Origin of the sequence: Neisseria subflava (assembly GCF_024205705.1) — a bacterium.
In the GTDB taxonomy this organism is placed as follows: Bacteria; Pseudomonadota; Gammaproteobacteria; order Burkholderiales; family Neisseriaceae; genus Neisseria; species Neisseria subflava_D.
On the sequence record NZ_CP073115.1, the window covers coordinates 1,301,561 to 1,320,067 of the forward strand.

Annotated in this window: 13 protein-coding genes and 1 pseudogene; 6 read left to right on the top strand and 8 right to left on the bottom strand. The window is 46.7% G+C overall.

The features are described from left to right. Positions 1-16 precede the first annotated feature (16 nt). From ispF to dnaQ, 3 genes are read right to left on the bottom strand one after another with little or no spacing between them, the layout of a single operon-like run. Positions 17-496: a 2-C-methyl-D-erythritol 2,4-cyclodiphosphate synthase gene (gene ispF, locus KCG54_RS06290; protein ID WP_254323698.1), complete on the bottom strand. Its 480-nt coding sequence runs from the start codon at positions 494-496 to the stop codon at positions 17-19. Positions 497-528: 32 nt separating this feature from the next. Then, complete coding sequence (gene ispD / locus KCG54_RS06295; protein ID WP_254323699.1) at positions 529-1,215, bottom strand: 2-C-methyl-D-erythritol 4-phosphate cytidylyltransferase; 687 nt, start codon at positions 1,213-1,215, stop codon at positions 529-531. Next, entirely contained in the window at positions 1,212-1,949 is a 738-nt protein-coding gene (gene dnaQ / locus KCG54_RS06300) for a DNA polymerase III subunit epsilon (protein WP_254323700.1), read from the bottom strand. Before dnaQ ends, ispD begins: the two co-directional genes overlap by 4 nt. 341 nt (positions 1,950-2,290) lie before the next feature. Here dnaQ and KCG54_RS06305 point away from each other — a divergent pair, with 341 nt between their 5' ends. The 3 genes from KCG54_RS06305 to KCG54_RS06315 all read left to right on the top strand — a co-directional run bounded on the left by KCG54_RS06305 (position 2,291) and on the right by KCG54_RS06315 (position 5,735). Then, the gene (locus KCG54_RS06305; protein WP_003683363.1) at positions 2,291-2,767 is read left to right on the top strand and encodes a hypothetical protein; all 477 of its coding nucleotides are present in this window, start codon (positions 2,291-2,293) and stop codon (positions 2,765-2,767) included. Between the two features lie 142 nt (positions 2,768-2,909). Further along, a complete protein-coding gene (locus KCG54_RS06310; RefSeq protein WP_254323701.1) occupies positions 2,910-3,593 on the top strand; it encodes a 16S rRNA pseudouridine(516) synthase in 684 nt (227 codons plus the stop codon). Positions 3,594-4,370: 777 nt separating this feature from the next. Further along, the gene (locus tag KCG54_RS06315) at positions 4,371-5,735 is read left to right on the top strand and encodes a sodium-dependent transporter (protein ID WP_150537416.1); all 1,365 of its coding nucleotides are present in this window, start codon (positions 4,371-4,373) and stop codon (positions 5,733-5,735) included. A gap of 60 nt (positions 5,736-5,795) precedes the next feature. On the opposite strand, the gene dld is transcribed toward KCG54_RS06315, so the two are convergent. From dld to KCG54_RS06335, 4 genes are all read right to left on the bottom strand, one after another. Continuing rightward, positions 5,796-7,487 (bottom strand): D-lactate dehydrogenase, encoded by a 1,692-nt coding sequence (dld, locus tag KCG54_RS06320; RefSeq protein ID WP_070748781.1) that lies wholly within the window; start codon positions 7,485-7,487, stop codon positions 5,796-5,798. 165 nt (positions 7,488-7,652) lie between these two features. After that, the gene (gene pnp / locus KCG54_RS06325) at positions 7,653-9,776 is read right to left on the bottom strand and encodes a polyribonucleotide nucleotidyltransferase (RefSeq protein ID WP_107697060.1); all 2,124 of its coding nucleotides are present in this window, start codon (positions 9,774-9,776) and stop codon (positions 7,653-7,655) included. A 233-nt stretch (positions 9,777-10,009) separates the two neighbouring features. Next, positions 10,010-10,873, bottom strand: a complete 864-nt coding sequence (locus tag KCG54_RS06330) for a phosphoribosylaminoimidazolesuccinocarboxamide synthase (protein WP_150540454.1) — start codon at positions 10,871-10,873, stop codon at positions 10,010-10,012. 163 nt (positions 10,874-11,036) lie between these two features. Further along, positions 11,037-12,458, bottom strand: coding sequence for a calcium-binding protein (locus KCG54_RS06335; protein ID WP_254323702.1), 1,422 nt, complete (start codon positions 12,456-12,458; stop codon positions 11,037-11,039). Between the two features lie 445 nt (positions 12,459-12,903). On the opposite strand from KCG54_RS06335, the gene rfbD reads away from it, so the two are divergent. From rfbD to KCG54_RS06350, 3 genes and pseudogenes are all read left to right on the top strand, one after another. Further along, a complete protein-coding gene (rfbD, locus tag KCG54_RS06340) occupies positions 12,904-13,767 on the top strand; it encodes a dTDP-4-dehydrorhamnose reductase (protein ID WP_254323703.1) in 864 nt (287 codons plus the stop codon). Positions 13,768-13,915: 148 nt separating this feature from the next. Beyond that, positions 13,916-16,761, top strand: a pseudogene (gene uvrA / locus KCG54_RS06345) (excinuclease ABC subunit UvrA). Between the two features lie 303 nt (positions 16,762-17,064). Further along, on the top strand, positions 17,065-17,805 hold the full coding sequence (locus KCG54_RS06350; RefSeq protein WP_254323704.1) for a hypothetical protein: 741 nt from the start codon (positions 17,065-17,067) through the stop codon (positions 17,803-17,805). A gap of 311 nt (positions 17,806-18,116) precedes the next feature. On the opposite strand, the gene KCG54_RS06355 is transcribed toward KCG54_RS06350, so the two are convergent. Further along, complete coding sequence (locus tag KCG54_RS06355; RefSeq protein ID WP_049359726.1) at positions 18,117-18,503, bottom strand: DUF5339 family protein; 387 nt, start codon at positions 18,501-18,503, stop codon at positions 18,117-18,119. Positions 18,504-18,507: the final 4 nt, after the last annotated feature.

The following is an 18,507-nucleotide window of genomic DNA, read 5'->3' on the forward strand; positions in this document are numbered from 1 at the left end:
AGGTAATTTTAAGCTCTTAGGCTTTAATCAGCAATACTGCCGCTTGCGCTTCAATGGCTTCCATACGTCCCAGATAGCCAAGTTTTTCGTTGGTTTTACCCTTGATGTTCACGCAGTTTTCAGGCAAACCTAAATCTGCGGCGATATTGGCGCGCATTGCCGGAATATGCGGCGCAAGTTTTGGCTTTTGCGCAATCACGGTCGTATCGACATTAACCACCTTCCAACCCAACTCCTGCACGCTTTGATAAGCCTCGCGCAACAGCACACGACTGTCAGCATCTTTGAATTCGGCGGCAGTATCAGGAAAATGACTGCCGATATCGCCCAAACCGGCCGCACCCAACAGGGCATCGGTAATCGCATGCAAAAGCGCATCGGCATCTGAATGACCCAGCAATCCTTTTTCAAACGGAATGTTGATACCGCCGAGTATCAAATCTCGGCCTTCGACCAACTGATGGACATCGTAGCCCTGTCCGACACGGATATTCATGTTTGTTTCCTTAAATAATGGGTTTTGATTGTTCAGACGGCCTTGAGCAACAATCTGACAATGTATTCGTCTTGCGGCAGTGTCAATTTCAAATTGCGCGTATCGCCCTGCACCAAGCGTGGCCGGATACCCAGTTTTTCAACCGCTGATGCTTCATCCGTAATCTCACTTAAATTATCAACCGATAAAGCACGGTGTAACAAAGCCGTCTGAAAAAGCTGCGGCGTTTGCGCCTGCCATAATCCTGAGCGCGCAACGGTTTCATCAATATGATGATTGCTGTCTGAGCGCTTGAGCGTATCGGCCACCGGTATGGCCAAAATACCGCCCTCATCATTCTCACCCGCCTCATCAAGCAAACGCGTTAACGCTTCAGCAGGCAGGCAACAACGGGCTGCATCATGCACCAAGATATTGTCTTGCGCCTCGGCCAATCCTTGCTCTAATAAAGCGGACACACCATTGCGTACCGTTTCGGCACGACTTGCGCCGCCTACTCGAAAGACGCGTACTTTCTCAGACAGGGCCGTCTGAAAAACTGAATCTTCCGGCGAAAGAATAACGGCAATTAAATCTATACGGGAGTGTTGCTCAAAGATTTCTATGGTATGTTGCAATACGGTTTTACCATTGATTTCAACATATTGTTTGGGTTTTCCTGCACCAAATCGCGCTCCCACACCGGCAGCAGGAATCAAAGCAATATTGCGTCGCCTCATGCTGACGCTCCGGCATTGGCCTCATCAGAAGTTTCGGCCTTTCGCCATACACACGCTTCGCCTAAATCGTCCAAATATTTTTCATGTGCCGCCAGCTCGTCCGCATTGGCTTTGATGACTTTCAACTGCGACGTACGTTTAGTTTCGGCAATAACGATTTGTTTGACTTCGCCCTCTTCTTCCGCCTCGCCGCCCATCAGGTCGAACTGCTGACGCGTCATGGCAAGATAGACTTCACCCAAAAGCTCGCAGTCGATTAACGCGCCGTGCAAAACACGTTTGCTGCGGTCAACGGAAAAGCGGTTACACAAGGCATCCAAGCTTGCCTTTTGCCCCGGGAACATTTCACGCGCCATGGCCAGCGTATCGGTGACTTTGCAACCGAGCTCCTCAATAGAAGGCAAACCCATGCGGCGGAATTCCATATTCAGGAAGCCGACGTCAAACTTGGCATTATGGATAATCAGCTCTGCGCCACGGATAAAGTCGGCAATCTGTTTACCCACTTGAGCAAACGGCGGCGCATTCTTCGCCTCCAATACTTCAATCGTCAAACCATGCACCTTCGCCGCTTCCTCCGGCATATCGCGCTCGGGGTGGACATATAAATGAAGGTTGGAGTCGGTCATTTGGCGGTTGATCATTTCCAAGCCGGCAAATTCGACCAGACGGTCGCCGTTTTCAGGATAAAGACCCGTGGTCTCCGTATCGAGGATGATCTGACGTTGGCTCATGGTTGGTGGTTTCTGCAATTATCAAAACGCCTTAAATCATACTGAAGGCCGTCTGAAATGTATAGTCAGCAAAACTTTAGCTGCTTTTGAAATACCCTTTTATAGCTGGATTTTTTCGGACGGCCTTTATTCTTTTCTCATTTAATGGCCATCTATTACAACATTTTTGAGTATAAAACCCAATTTCTAAAAAATTTTTTAAATTAAATTCCTTTAATAATTAACACCTTACTTATAAATTAAATAATAAGAACAATTATCATTTGCAAATTTAAAAAATCGCCGTATAATACAACCCATCGAGACAAAACAACCGCACAACAGAATGAAAGGAGAAAAAAATGCCCGAAAGTATTTTTAAGCAAGTCTCCCTTGACATTCTGAGACTGCACCAACAAGCCATCCGCTCTTTAATCGCCACCAAGTGTTGCGACGAATGCGAAGTACATGACGCAGTATTCATTACTTTAGATGGCCGATATTATGTTTGGCTCCCTTGTATGGGCAAATCGCCCCAATCAGAAACCGGCATCCTGCTGATTGAAGATGAAGACGGCAATACACGCTTGAGCTGGGTTGCCGGTACACGCGAAGTCAAACAAAAAGACAGTCTGTACAACCGCGTTGTTTCCGCCCTGCAAAGAAAAATGCAGCGCACGAAAAACAAGTTTATCCAGTCGGCAAACGCCCGATTGCTTGAGCTGACGCCTCAGCAAGGCCGTCTGACGACAAACAGCAAAGATTTCTCGCTTTCACCACATGATCTGATGAAAGCACTTTATCCGGCAACGCATCAAATAGGAGAATTTGCCCTGTAACAGTTTTTGGTAGTGGTTTGTGTTCCTTTTGCGCCCCTTAACATTTTAAAGGGGCGATTTTTTTGCCCCTACTTTTCAGACGGCCTAAACACCGGTTTTCCAGTACAATAAAGGCCGTCTGAACATTTCCTACTTTTCAACCATGCAACTGCTCAAATACATCCAATCGCAAGGCCTCGGCAGCCGCAAGCAATGCCAATGGCTGATAGACAATGACTGCATTGCCATCAACGGCGAAATTCATAATCGTGCCAAAGACGATATCGACCCGTCTCAAGTGCACACCCTGTCTGTTGATGGCGAAGAAATTGCCGCCGTCCCCATGCCCTATTTCTACATTCTGCTTCATAAACCTGCAGATTACGAGACTTCGCACAAACCTCAGCAATATCCAAGCATCTTCAGCCTGTTCCCCGACCACATGCGCAATATCGATATGCAGGCAGTCGGCCGCTTGGATGCAGACACGACCGGTATCATTCTGATTACCAACGACGGGCAATTTAACCACCGCGTTACCTCACCCAAACACAAAGTTCCGAAGCTCTACCGCGTCACTTTGAAACATCCTGCCGACGATACCCTTTGCACCACACTCAAAAACGGCGTCCTCCTGCATGACGATAATGAAACCGTCGCTGCAGCCGAAGCAGTATTGGCCGACCCAACCACATTGATGATGACCATTACCGAGGGTAAATACCATCAGGTCAAACGCATGGTTGCAGCCGCAGGCAACCGTGTCGAGCAGCTCCACCGTGAGAAATTCGGCAACTGGAATGTTGATGATTTGGCTGCCGGAGAATGGAAATTTATCCAGATCTAAAAAAATTCCAAATTTTTTCGATATTTTTTTAAACAATATGGATTTTTTATTTATTTAAAATCAAACATCTAAACCTTACTATTTTTATTTAACAGAATTTAACACTACAAAGACTGAACTATTGTATAATTCGCCTGTCTGAGTAACACTTGCTTCGAAAGAAGTGAGTAAGTGAGTAAGACGTTTTCCCCGTAATGTGTTTGGCCATCTATACTTTCCCCTTAGTATAGATGGTTTTTTTATCTAAAATTTGGCAACCAAACGGGTGTACTTTCAGACGGCCTTTCTCATCTAAAGAAGCCATCATTCCTAAACCCCATCTCTACTCATTAACTTGCCATTATCCCTTTTCTCTTTCTCGTCTCTTCCGTATCAATCTGTGCCGTTCCCATTTCAGACAAATCGTTTTATAAAAAAATCTATCTGCGACTATCCAAGCTAGGGTTACAAGATGTTATTTAAACAGCCTTAGATAAATACCATCTTTGTTGCCGATATACTTGAAAGCACACCTTGGTGCTATCTAATATCCTCACAACAACCTTTTCCCATATCCCACTTTTCAGACGGCCTTTATCGTTACGGCTCTTTCAATCATTCATATCGCTTCAGCCAAATTCTCTGTTTTCAGGTTTCAATAACAAGTAAACCAGAGAAAATCACTAAAAATTCTTCATTACATGGTTTTTTTAACTAATTTTCTTTTTCGACTTTAGTCAAGATTCGTTAAATCTTTGCGGTAAAATGTTGTCTTTATTTTTATGCATCTGAGTATTTATGTCTTCCAATCAACCCCGTCAAACCTGGTCCAACCGTTTGACTTACATCCTTACCGTTGCCGGTGCGACTGTCGGCTTTGGCGCAACATGGCGTTTCCCGTATTTGGTTGGTGAAAACGGCGGCGGCGCGTATGTGTTTCTGTTCTGTATCGCCATGCTGGTCATCGGCATTCCGATGATTTTGGTGGAAAACGTTATCGGCCGCCGTAAAGGTGTGAACGCGCTGGATGCATTTGGTGGCACAATGAATGGCAAACCCGTTGCCAAAGTTTGGAAATTGGTCGGTTGGATGGGCTTGCTCGGCGCATTCGGCATCATGGCCTATTACATGGTGCTTGGCGGCTGGGTTATCAGCTACATCGTCAATATCATCGGCGGTAATTTGGACATTTCCAGTCCGGTTTCCGGCGAAGTCACCAAAAGTTTCTTTACCGAACACATTGAGAACAGCCCTTGGGAAATTGCTTTCTACACCTTCCTATTTGTGGTTGTGAACCAATGGATCTTGGTCAAAGGCGTGATCGGCGGTATTGAAAAAGCGGCAAAATACCTGATGCCTTTGCTGTTTTTATTTCTGATTGCCATGGTTGTGCGCAACGTTACCCTGCCGGGCGCAATGGAAGGCATTACCTTCTATCTGAAACCTGACTTCAGCAAAATTACTGCCGAACTGTTCGTCTTCGTTTTAGGACAAGTATTCTTCGCCTTGAGCTTGGGTTTCGGCGTGATGATTACGTTATCCAGCTATCTGGATAAAAACGAAAATCTGGTTCAAACAGCCGTGATTACCGCGATTACCAACACATTGATTGCCGTGTTGGCCGGATTTATGATTTTCCCTTCCCTCTTCAGTTTTGGCGTTGCCCCTAACTCCGGCCCGACGCTGGTGTTCCAAAGCCTGCCGATCGTGTTTTCCAATATGTGGGCAGGCCCAGTGTTTGCAGTGATTTTCTTCTCCCTGCTTCTGATTGCCGCGCTGACCACTTCTCTGACCATTTATGAAGTGTTGATTACGACCATTCAGGAAAAAACCAAAATCCGCCGAGCAGCCGCGATTACCATCGTACTGGCAGGTATTTTTATCTTCGGCAATATCCCTTCCATCTTGAGCTACGGCCCATGGAAAGATATTTCCGTGTTTGGTAAAAACATTTTTGATGCCTTTGACTATATCAGCGGCAACATCCTGTTTATGCTGACCGCGCTTGGCTCTGCCTTGTTTGTCGGCTTCGTGATGAAAGATGAAGCGAAGGACGAATTGCTCTACAAAGGAAACCATACTACCGTCAATATCTGGTTTGCTTATGTGAAATACCTCGTGCCGTTGGTGATTCTGCTGATTTTCATCAGCAACCTGTTCTGATAAGCAAGCATATAAAAAGGCCGTCTGAAAAATTCAGACGGCCTTTGTTTTGACTATGCTTTATTCAGCCCAGTTTTTCTTCTTACTGGTTTTACCGATACCGGGGTTGAAGCTGTTGGTTGGGTCGAGTTTTTTATAGAACTGTTTCAGCTCGGGCTTGGCTTCATACAGATGACCGACATTATGCTCGGCAGGATATTGCGCACCGCGTTGGTCAAGCAGATGGAGCATTTCATGTTCCAAAGCCATGCAGTCGTTGCCTTTTTTAATGATGTAGTCCTGATGGAACACATGACACATAAAATGTCCGTAATACAATTTATGGATGATTTTATTGTCGATTTCCGGCGGCAGTGTTTCAAACCAATCACGATCATCACGGCGCAAGGCAATATCGAGCGCAACCAAATCTTCTACTTCATCATCATGTACAGAACGGTAACGGATCGCGGCAGAAGCCACAGCAAAGCGATGCAGCATAGCCGCCTGCGTTTCTTCGGCATTACATTCGAAGAATGCGCCGCCATGAGTTGCAAAATATTCCTTCAAGAAAGCACGCGCTTCTTCTACGCCCTCGCCACCCATTTTTAAAATCAGGTGATGTTCATATTTATCCCGATAGTTGCGCATAGATTTCGGCAAGTGATCAGGCAAAATTTTACTGATCAGTTGCATGAATTTATCAGAGAAGTGTTTTGGTAAGAAACTTATCTTTTTGCTGAATCTATCCACACGGGCTTTCAGATCAAACAGTTTCGGAAGTTGGTGGGTACCGAACGTCTTAATGATATAAAAAGTATCTTTACCATAAACGGCAGCAATATCAAAAGCATGACGATGGATATACTCACCAGAAATAGGCAGGTTTTTAAACTCACTCAAAGCAGCACGACGAATATCGGTCAGCTCATTAATATCATTTGTACCGATATAGAAAACGGCAGTCTGTTTTTCTTGTGGGAACGTATCCAAGCGTACGGCAAACACCATCAGCTTTCCCGCGCAGCCTGAAGCTTCGTAGTGACGCGCAGGGTCGGCATTAAAACGGGCGGCAGTCGGTTCATTCACTTGGCGGACATGATCGCAGTATGCATGGTCATGCCCTTTGCCGGCATCTTGCGTAATGTCTTTTCGCTGATAATGGAAACCTTGCAGATTGGTCAGAATTTCTTCAGGGGTTTCACCCAAATCAATGCCCAGATGGTTGACCAGCTCTAGCTTGCCCTCTTCGTTGATTTGCGCAAACAGCGCCATTTCCGTATACGCCGGGCCACGCTGTACCAGTGCGCCGCCGGAGTTATTACATACGCCACCCAATACAGATGCGCCGATACAGGACGAACCGATTACAGAGTGCGGCTCACGACCTAAAGGTTTCAGCAACAGCTCCAATTGATTCAGGGTAGAACCGGGCAGGCAGACAACCTGTTCGTTATTGTTAATCGGCTGAATGATGTTCAAACGCATGGTATTCACAATCACGATATCGCGGTCGTAATCATTACCGTCAGGAGTCGAGCCACCGGTCAGGCCAGTATTGGCGGCCTGCGTAATCACGATAACATCAGCCTCAACACACGCCTGCAAGATTTGCCACATTTCCAACACCGTACCCGGACGGACAACCGCCAACGCCTTGCCTTCGCCAAAACGATAGCCTTGACGGTATTGTTCAGTTTTTGCCGGGTCTGTGATGATGTATTTTTCACCGACGGTTTGCGTCAGCCGGCTGATTAATTGCGTAGCATTCATTGCATACTCCTTGAGAGATAAATATATTTATTAAATTGCAATCATTGTAGTAATCCCTTTTATCAAAGTAAAGGCGAAACCTGTTTTTTATACTCATCTTTTAAATAAACAAAAGGCCGTCTGAAATTTTCAGACGGCCTTTTGTTTCAAGCTTGAATAATCAGATTATTCGGCTGCTTTCTCTTCGCGAGCAGGAGCTTCCAGCAAAGCTTTGATAGACAGACGTACGCGGCCGCGGTCGTCTACTTCCAATGCTTTTACATTTACAACCTGACCTACTTGCAGATAGTCGCTGACATTGCGTACGCGCTCGTGGGCGATTTGGCTTATGTGTACCAAACCGTCTTTGCCCGGCATCACGCTGACAATCGCACCAACGTTGTTGTCGAGGATTTTAACCACAGTACCTTCGTACACTTTGCCCACTTCCACTTCGGCAGTGATTTCTTCGATACGTTTTTTCGCTGCATCGCCTGCTTCTTGAGTAGTCGCAGCGATAGTGATGGTACCGTCTTCAGCGATGTTGATTTCAGTACCGGTTTCAGCAGTAATCGAACGAATAGTTTCACCGCCTTTACCAATCACATCACGGATTTTGTCTTGGTTGATTTTCATGGTGAACAAACGTGGCGCGTGTGCAGACAGTTCTTGCGGGCCTGCAACGGCGGCTTTCATCTGATCCAAGATGTGCAAACGTGCTTCTTTGGCTTGAGCCAAAGCGATTTGCATGATTTCTTTGGTAATACCTTGGATTTTGATGTCCATTTGCAGCGCGGTCACACCTTCTGTTGTACCGGCTACTTTAAAGTCCATATCGCCCAAGTGGTCTTCGTCGCCCAAGATGTCAGTCAGGACGGCAAATTTGTTGTTGTCCAAAATCAGGCCCATGGCGATACCGGCAACGTGTGCTTTCAAAGGCACACCGGCAGACAGCAGGCTCAAGCAGCCGCCGCAGACGGAAGCCATAGAGGAAGAGCCGTTGGATTCGGTAATTTCAGAAACCACGCGCATGGTGTAGCTGAAATCTTCAGGTTCTGGCAATACGGCCAACAATGCACGTTTAGCCAAGCGGCCGTGACCGATTTCACGACGTTTTGGCGCACCTACGCGACCCACTTCACCGGTAGAGTATGGAGGGAAGTTGTAGTGCAGCATAAAGCGGTCGGTGTATTCGCCGGACAGTGCATCAATGATTTGCTCGTCGCGTGAAGTACCCAAAGTTGCAACCGCCAAAGCTTGGGTTTCGCCACGGGTAAACAGTGCAGAACCGTGAGTGCGTGGCAATACTCCGGTTTGAATGTTCAACGGACGGACGGTGCGGGTGTCGCGACCGTCAATACGCGGTTGGCCGTCCAAAATTTGGCTGCGGACAACATCGGCTTCCAAGTGTTTGAAAATGCCTTTGATTTCGTTGGCTGCCAAAGTGTCGGTTTCTTCGGTAATCAACGCTTCTTTTACAGCATTCCAAGCTTCGTCCAATTTGGCAGAACGCGCTTGTTTTTGACGGATTTTGAATGCTTCTTTAATGGTTTCACCGGCAATTTCGCGTACTTTTGCAACCAATTCTTCATTGGTTTCAGGTGCTTTCCAATCCCAAACTTCTGGGTTGACTTCGTCGGCAAACTCATTGATGGCATTAATGGCCACTTGCATTTGATCGTGACCGTAAACAACTGCGCCCAACATCACTTCTTCAGACAAGATGTCGGCTTCGGATTCCACCATCAACACGGCTTTAGAAGTACCGGCAACAACCAAGTCCAATTGTGATTTAGCCAATTCGGCTTTAGTCGGGTTCAAAACGTACACGCCGTTTACATAACCTACTCGCGCAGCACCAATCGGACCGGCAAACGGTACGCCGCTCAACACCAGCGCGGCAGATGCACCCAGCATTGCAGGAATGTCAGAATCAATTTCAGGGTCAACAGACACGACCATCGCTACGATTTGGATGTCGTGGTAGAAACCTTCAGGGAACAGAGGGCGGATCGGACGGTCGATCAGACGGCTGGTCAGGATTTCTTTTTCGCTTTGTTTGCCTTCGCGTTTGAAGAAACCGCCGGGGATTTTACCTGCTGCGTAAGTACGCTCGAGGTAATCGACAGTCAGAGGGAAGAAGTCTTGGCCTTCTTTCACTTCTTTGTTGGTAGTAACGGCAACCAAAACAACAGTATCGCCCATAGATACTTTAACGGCAGCAGCGGCTTGGCGAGCGATTTCGCCGGTTTCCAAAGTAACGGTTTGATTACCGTATTGGAAAGTCTTAACGTGTTTATTGAACATCATTGTTCCTTTCAAAATACCGCACTGCTAAAACACTAATAATGCACACTAAAATCCGAATGTGCATAGTTAGGGTTTCAGACCGTGCGGCAGGTTATAAACAAGCTTTCAGACGGCCTTTCAGTCGCTGAAAACAACTCTCGATTATAAAGGCAACTATCCTTAAAATCCAGTATTTATACAATAAAAAGGCCGTCTGAAACATATCCTTTTCAGACGGCCTTCAAACTTAAAAATTAATCCTGAGTCAGCAAAGTCAATGCTTCCTGATATTTTTCGACTGTTTTTTGAATCACATCGGCAGGCACTTTAGGCGCAGGCGCTTTTTTATTCCAACCGCTTTGCTCCAGCCAGTCGCGGACAAATTGTTTGTCAAAAGACGGTGGATTGGTGCCGACTTTGTATTGGTCTGCAGGCCAAAAACGGCTGGAGTCTGGCGTCAATACTTCATCCATCAAAGTCAGCGTACCTTCTTCATCCAAACCAAATTCAAACTTGGTATCACAAATGATAATACCGCGAGATTTCGCATATTCTGCCGCTTCTGTATAAAGCTGAATCGCTTTGGCGCGCACTTCCGCCGCCAATTCTTTTCCGATAATGCGTTCACACTCTTCAAAGCTGATGTTTTCATCATGATCGCCCACTGCGGCTTTGGTCGATGGCGTAAAAATCACTTCGGGCAACTGTTGCGCTTCCTGCATACCTTCAGGCAGTTGAATACCGCAAACAGAGCCTGTTTTTTGATAATCTTTCCAACCGCTGCCTGCCAGATAACCGCGCACAATAGCCTCTACTTTCACCGGAGTGAGTTTTTTAGCCACGACGGCGCGTTTCTCCAAAACTTTAGCTTCGTTTTCAGGCAAAACATCGTAAACCGTCTGACCGGTAAAATGGTTAGGCATGATATGAGCCAGTTTTTTAAACCAAAAATTGGAAATCTGCGTCAGAATCTCCCCTTTACCCGGAATCGGGTCATCCAAAATCACATCGAATGCAGACAGGCGGTCGGAAGCAACCATCAACATTCGTTTATCGTCAATTTCGTACAAATCGCGGACTTTGCCGGAGTAGATTTTTTTCAAGCTGATTTCAGACATTTCGGGTATCTCTTTGGTAGACAGAAGAATATGATATTTTAGCCCAATTTAGCATCTTTCGTCAGATTGTTTACAAAATAAAGGCCGTCTGAAACCTTATAGCTCGGTTTCAGACGGCCTTAGACTTTGATTTTAGGGACAAACCCTAAAAACCATCATCCTATCAGATGGCAGGAGCCTGAGTCTGATCTTGGATTTGGTTCACAGCAGACAGAGAGTAGTAGTCGCCGTGGCCGGTTACTTGGTAAGTACTACCGTCAGCAAACTTGAAGTTTTCAACTTTGTGATTGTTACCGGTGAACCAGTCGTCGATGGTGATGCTGTCGTTAGTACCGACAGAAACAGTCAGGTTGGCACCTGATTTGCTTAGCAATACGTCAGAAGCTGCAACGCCTTTACCGAACAACAGGGTGTCATTACCGCTTTCCTCACGGATAGTGTCGTGACCGTAACCTTTGTCGAAGAAGTAAGTGTCGTTACCGGTACCGCCGATCAGGATGTCGTTGCCGACACCGCCGTCGAGGTAGTCGTTACCATCTTTGCCAACCAGGCAGTCGTCACCGGCCAAACCGTACAGATGGTTGTTGCCGCCGTTACCTTCGATGTTGTTGTTCAAAGAGTTACCGGTACCGTTCAGGTTTTGCATACCTTGCAAGAACAGGTTTTCAACGTGATCGGTCAAGGTGTAGTCAATAACGGTACGAACAGTATCGATACCGGCTTGTGCATTGCCGTACTCGATAACTTGGTCGTTGGCATTGTCAACGAAGTAAACGTCGTTACCGTCGCCACCGCGCATGATGTCAGCACCGGAACCACCGTTCAGGTAGTCATTGCCAGCACCACCTTGCAGGTAGTCTTTACCCTCTTCACCGTACAGAGAGTCACCGTCAGCATCACCGTAAATGGTGTCGTTACCAGCACCGGCGTAGATTACGTCTGTGCCGTTGCCACCGTAGATGATGTCTTCGCAAGCAGTACCATAAATGGTATCTTTAGCATCAGTACCGCGGATAACGTTACCGTCTTTGCAGTCTTCAGCTCGAATGACATTACCTGGGTTTTTGTCTTCCTGACCGTATGAGTTGTTTTGGTTATGGTCGTCAACACAGTCTTTGCAGTCTGGCTCAGGTTTTGGCTCTGGCTTAGGTTCTGGTTTAGGCTCAGGTTTTGGTTCTGGCTTAGGCTCAGGTTTTGGTTGAGGTTTTGGTTCTGGTTGCGGTTCTGGTTGTGGCTCAGGTTTAGGCTCAGGTTTTGGTTGAGGTTTAGGCTGAGGTCGTGGTTTTGGTTGTGGTTTTGGTGGTATCGGTTTGATTGGATCACAGTTGTAAGGTGGGCAAACCGGAACACATTTGTAAACGGTGGTTTTTGCTGGTGGGCAGAAAGCCGCAATAGCAGAAACCAAACCAGTTACCGCATTAACTACTGACACGCCGACGCTGGCAATGCTAGCGATACTGCTGATAGAAACAGAAGTTTTCGCTGCAGGAGCGCAGTAGTAAGATGAGAAGGAAGCCTTAGGCGCAGGAGCGCAGTAAGAACTAACCAGGGGTCTAGCATAATACCCCCCGTAACAGTATGCCATAATAATTACTCCCAAAATAGTTAATAAAGATATTGAGCTAACGGAACGAGCAAATTCCGCCCTTGCTCAATTATTATTTTAGTAATATTTTTCAAAATATTTACTCAAAAATATCAAACGGTAGAATTTGCCGACAAAAGGACGGAGTTTCACCTATTTTTAAATCCCATTATCCTAGCAACAATAAAAACATTAACATTGATTCACACTCTCTCAAACAGCATAGATCCTTTATCTATCTTGTTAAAAGCTGAATTTTAACTCTAGTTATAGTAAACAAACATAATACCAATAAGTGGTTATTATTCTGGATAGATAATATCGACAATTTACCCAAATACAGCCGCCTCTGCATTTTGTTCTACGCCAATAATGTGAATTTGTCGTATTTACACTATAATGACACGAATACCTATTTAACAGCTATCAGAGGAGATACTCAACCATGCGTACTTTATTGACCGGAGCCAAAGGCCAGCTTGCCCGTTGTCTGCGCGACCGCCTGCCCGAAGATTGGGAACTGATTGCTACCGACTCTACTTCGCTGGACATTACCGATACTGAAGCCGTGCATCACATGATCAAAAATTTCCAACCAGATGCCATCGTTAATGCCGCAGCTTACACTGCCGTCGATAAAGCAGAAGAAAACGCAGAGGCTGCTTTTGCCGTCAACGCAAGTGCTGTTCACAACCTGGCTGCAGCTGCCCGCGCCGCACACGCCCGCTTTATTCATATTTCCACTGATTATGTATTCGACGGCGAAGGCAAACGCCCTTACCGCGAAACCGACTATACCAATCCGCGCAGCACTTACGGTCAATCCAAAGTAGCGGGCGAGCTTTTGGCTTTAGCCGCCCATCCAGAAAGTACAATCGTCCGTACTTCATGGTTGTTTAGCGAATACGGCAGCAATTTCGTTAAAACCATGTTGCGCCTTGCCAAAGAACGCGATTCCCTCTCCATTGTTCACGACCAAACCGGTTGCCCGACTTATGCAGGCGACTTGGCTCACGCCATCATCAGTTTATTGCAACAGCCCACTTCCCCACGCGGCATCTTCCATTACTGCGGCAATAAATCGGCAACATGGTACGAATTTACCAAAGCCATCTTTCAGACGGCCCACCAATTAGACGACAGCTTCCGCATTCCGGAACTAAACGCAATCACCACCGATCAATACCCCCTGCCCGCTCCGCGTCCGGCATACAGCATTATGGATTGCTCACGCCTCGAAACCGAATTCGGTATCAAACCGTCCGACTGGCAAAAAGCCCTGCGCGAAATTCTCCGCAAAATCAACTGATAAGCTGATCCATCTATCAAGGCCGTCTGAAAACATATTTTCAGACGGCCTCTTTGTTTCTTTTATATCAAATGCTTTATCTATCCAGTCTGTCATTTGAAAAGTGCTACAATAGCCGTTTATTTTATTTTTCAGACGGCCTGACAATATGTGCAACCATCATCCCAAATATTCACACGATAATGACACCATCCGCATCCGCGGCGCGCGTACACATAATTTAAAAAATGTCGATTTGGACATTCCGCGCCACAAACTCGTGGTGGTAACAGGATTGTCAGGCAGCGGCAAATCGTCGCTGGCGTTTGATACTTTATATGCCGAAGGCCAACGCCGTTATGTTGAGAGCCTTTCCGCCTATGCCCGTCAGTTCTTACAGATGATGGACAAACCCGATGTCGATTTGATTGAAGGCTTGTCGCCTGCAATTTCCATCGAGCAGAAATCCACCAGCCACAACCCGCGTTCCACCGTCGGCACGGTAACGGAAATTCACGACTATTTGCGCCTTTTGTACGCACGCGTCGGCACACCCTACTGCCCCGAACACAAGCTGCCGCTGTCGAGCCAAACCGTATCTCAGATGGTCGATGCCGTCTTGAAGCTGCCGGAAGACACGCGCGTGATGATTCTGGCGCCGGCGGTGCGTGAGCGTAAGGGCGAGTTTGTCGATTTCTTTGCCGACTTGCAGGCACAAGGCTTTGCGCGTGTACGCGTGGACGGCGAGGTCTATCAGCTTGACGAAGTACCGAAGCTGGAAAAAAACATTAAACACAACATCGACGTGGTCATCGACCGCGTGAAAGTGAAGGCGGACATCAAGCAGCGGCTGGCAGAAAGTTTTGAAACCGCGCTACGCCACGGCAACGAGCGCGCGTTGGCGATGGAAATGGACAGCGGCGAAGAGCATTGGTTCTCCGCGCGTTTTGCCTGCCCCGTATGTTCGTACAGTCTGCCCGAATTAGAGCCGCGCCTGTTTTCCTTCAACAACCCGATGGGCTCCTGCCCAACTTGCGACGGCTTGGGCAATACCAACTTCTTTGATCCTGAAAAAGTGGTCGCTCATCCCGAATTATCCTTAGCCGCAGGCGCGATTGACGGCTGGGACAAGCGCAACCAGTTCTATTTCCAAATGATTCAGTCGCTGGCGCGGCATTATGGTTTCGATGTGCAGGCTGCTTGGGAAACACTGCCTGAAAAAGTCAGAAAAGTTGTCTTGCACGGCTCGGGCAAAGAAGTCATTGATTTTACTTACCTGTCCGAACGCGGCACCACCTTCAACCGCAGCCACGCCTTCGAAGGCATCATCCCCAATCTCGAACGCCGCTACCGAGAAACCGACAGCGAAACCGTGCGCGAAAAACTACGCGAATACCAAAACCACCGCGCCTGCCCAAGCTGCGGCGGCGCACGTTTGCGCAAAGAAGCGCGCTACGTTTACGTCAGCGGCGAACCATTGCACGAAGTCTCCGCCTGGCCGCTGACCAAAACCCACCAATTTTTTGAAACGCTGGATTTGGACGGCAACAAAAAACAAATCGCCGAAAAAATCCTCAAAGAAATCACCGAACGCCTTGGCTTCCTGATTAACGTCGGGCTGGATTACCTGAACTTGAGCCGCTCCGCCGAAACCCTTTCCGGCGGCGAAGCCCAGCGCATCCGCCTCGCCAGCCAAATCGGCAGCGGCCTGACCGGCGTGATGTACGTATTGGACGAACCCTCTATCGGTCTGCACCAGCGCGACAACGACCGCCTGCTCGCCACCCTCAAACGCCTGCGCGATTTGGGCAACAGCGTGATTGTGGTCGAACACGACGAAGACGCCATCCGCGAAGCCGATTTCGTCGTCGATATGGGCCCCGGCGCAGGCGAACACGGCGGCAACGTACTGATTGCCGACACGCCCGAAAACGTCGCCAAATGCGAGCAATCCATTACCGGACAATACCTCAGCGGTAAAAAATCCATTGCCGTGCCGTCTGAACGCACGCCCGTCAATCCCGACCGAATGCTCGTCCTCAAAGGCGCGCACGGTAACAACCTTAAAAACGTTACCCTCGAACTGCCGCTCGGGTTGATTACCTGCATCACCGGCGTATCCGGCAGCGGCAAATCCACCCTGATTAACGACACTCTCGCCAAAATCACCGCCCGCGAACTCAACCGCGCCCAAGAAGAACCCGCCCCATACGACGACATCCGCGGCCTCGAACACCTCGATAAAGTCATCAACGTCGACCAATCCCCATCGGCCGCACCCCGCGCTCCAACCCCGCCACCTACACCGGTCTGTTCACCCCCATCCGCGAACTCTTCGCCGGCGTACCTCTCTCGCGCGAACGCGGCTACAACGTCGGCAGATTCTCCTTCAACGTCAAAGGCGGCCGCTGCGAAGCCTGCCAAGGCGACGGCGTAATTAAAGTCGAAATGCACTTCCTGCCCGACGTGTACGTCCCCTGCGAAGTCTGCCACGGCAAACGCTACAACCGCGAAACCCTCGAAATCCAATACAAAGGCAAAAATATCAGCCAAGTCCTCGACATGACCGTCGAAGAAGCCCGCGAATTTTTCGACGCTGTCCCCACTGTATCTCGCAAACTGCAAACCCTGATGGACGTAGGCCTAGGCTACATCCGTCTCGGTCAATCCGCCACTACCCTCTCCGGCGGCGAAGCCCAACGCGTCAAACTTGCCTTGGAACTCTCCAAACGCGACACCGGCAGGACACTCTACATTCTAGACGAACCCACCACCGGCCTGCACTTCGCCGACATCGCCCTGCTGCTGGAAGTGATAGGTCGTCTGAAAGGCAAAGGCAACTCGATTGTGATTATCGAGCATAATCTGGACGTGATTAAAACTGCCGATTGGATTGTGGATTTAGGGCCGGAAGGGGGAGATGGTGGTGGGAGGATTATTGCTTGTGGTAGCCCCAAGGAAGTAGCGAAGGTTAAGGGGAGTTATACTGGGAACTATTTGAAGAGTATATTGTAAATTAAATATTTGATATAAAATTATTTAAATTAAATAAGGAATTAAGATGTCTTCTTTAAAGAAAATTGCACGAATTTATTATGTTAAATCGCATAAAACTATTAATTCAAAATCATCTCAAGGCAAGTTGTTGTCAATTGATAAAAAAGAAATTAAATTTTTACGAGATATTTTACTAGAAACTTCTCAATTTAAAGAGTTAGATGAAAATAACTGGTATTTGTCTTTTTTACTGATAGCGAGGATTTTTGTCAACATATTCATGTTAATTTTTATAATAATGATAATACTACATTAGAAGCATTGCAAAGTTGGTATTCTCAAGACTGGTATAAATTTAATGAGAATAAAAAGTTATCGTGGACAGAGTATGATGATTTATGTCGATTAGCTTTAATGATTACTAAAACAGAAAAGCCAAGTAATGAAGAAGTAAAAGTTACCTGTGCATCAGTAAGAGATTCTAAATCTATACAGATAGATGATTTATGGGAGGCTTCTACACATTATGGGCATATTGATGGTAGAGGGTTAATGTTTCTTACTCATATGGAAAAGCAGGAAGTACATTTTCAAAGACACATTATTTTGTTGGCTCTTGCTCATGCATATCTTGGAGCGATTGAAAGTATCAATAACAAATTATCACAAGCTATATCACTTACTACCGAGAATGAAAAAAGCATACAGGAATTACGTAACATTTACCTTCAAATTGCAAAATTTAATGCTCGCTATATGTTTAGTCAGCCAGTAAAACGATCAAGCACAAGTTTAACAATGGCTTGGAAAAGAATAGAAAAAGCCTTAAATATAAATGAGATAAATTATGAATTAACTGAACAAATTAATATGATTCATTATATTTTAAAAATTGATGACGATGAGAAACAGGCTAAACAGGAGCAACTCCGTCAAGAAGCAGAAAGGATAGAAGCCAAACAAAATCAAAAAATAAGTAATTGGCTAACTGTTATTGGTGTTGTTATTAGTATTATTGGCCTGATAAGTGTATTCAAAGATCTAAAAGAATTATTATTTTGATAAGCAAGTTATAGCAAGCCGTAGCCTGCATATCCAACCGACTGCGTGCGTGGCTGCGCCACACACCCTATCGATGAATCACTCGGAACTTCAAAACCAAAGCGTAGGGGGTGTGCAGTACGCACGCGGTTACTTAATTGACGATTTGCTGTTGTAAATTTCAACTTAGTTTAAACTAACGCTTTCAGACGGCATGAAAAATGGCCGTCTGAAAATTGAAAATATTTTATCTAAAATAACTCTCCTAATTCACAAAACAAAAAACGGATTCCAAATCATTGAAATCCGTTTTTCTGTAAAGCTTAGCCGTATTATTTAGCTTCTTCTTTAGCGTCTTCAGCAGCTTCTTTGGCATCTTCCGCTGCGTCTTTTGCTTCTTCTTTAGCCTCTTCAGCGGCATCTTTAGCTTCTTCGGCTTTTTCTTCAGGAGTTTCTGCAGCAGGAACGCCTTTCAAAGCGTCCAAAGAAGTTTTACAAGTTGCATCGCGTTGGTCTGCAGGCAGGTTTTTCAACGCTTCTTTGGTTTGTTCGAAAGATTTTTGCATCATGTCTTTGGTTGCGGCATCTACGTCTTTAGTTGCTTCGGCAAATGCTTTTTCGTACTCGTCACAAACGGCAGAAGAAGATGAGCCTGAACCGCCGCATGCTGACAGGGACAGGGCTGCCAACAAAGCCGCCAATAAAGCTGATGTTTTCATGTGT

Coding starts and splice junctions, on each gene's coding strand:
- ispF (WP_254323698.1), bottom strand. CDS start 496: ATGAATATCCGTGTCGGACAGGGCTACGATGTCCATCAGTTGGTCGAA.
- ispD (WP_254323699.1), bottom strand. CDS start 1,215: ATGAGGCGACGCAATATTGCTTTGATTCCTGCTGCCGGTGTGGGAGCG.
- dnaQ (WP_254323700.1), bottom strand. CDS start 1,949: ATGAGCCAACGTCAGATCATCCTCGATACGGAGACCACGGGTCTTTAT.
- KCG54_RS06305 (WP_003683363.1), top strand. CDS start 2,291: ATGCCCGAAAGTATTTTTAAGCAAGTCTCCCTTGACATTCTGAGACTG.
- KCG54_RS06310 (WP_254323701.1), top strand. CDS start 2,910: ATGCAACTGCTCAAATACATCCAATCGCAAGGCCTCGGCAGCCGCAAG.
- KCG54_RS06315 (WP_150537416.1), top strand. CDS start 4,371: ATGTCTTCCAATCAACCCCGTCAAACCTGGTCCAACCGTTTGACTTAC.
- dld (WP_070748781.1), bottom strand. CDS start 7,487: ATGAATGCTACGCAATTAATCAGCCGGCTGACGCAAACCGTCGGTGAA.
- pnp (WP_107697060.1), bottom strand. CDS start 9,776: ATGATGTTCAATAAACACGTTAAGACTTTCCAATACGGTAATCAAACC.
- KCG54_RS06330 (WP_150540454.1), bottom strand. CDS start 10,873: ATGTCTGAAATCAGCTTGAAAAAAATCTACTCCGGCAAAGTCCGCGAT.
- KCG54_RS06335 (WP_254323702.1), bottom strand. CDS start 12,458: ATGGCATACTGTTACGGGGGGTATTATGCTAGACCCCTGGTTAGTTCT.
- rfbD (WP_254323703.1), top strand. CDS start 12,904: ATGCGTACTTTATTGACCGGAGCCAAAGGCCAGCTTGCCCGTTGTCTG.
- KCG54_RS06355 (WP_049359726.1), bottom strand. CDS start 18,503: ATGAAAACATCAGCTTTATTGGCGGCTTTGTTGGCAGCCCTGTCCCTG.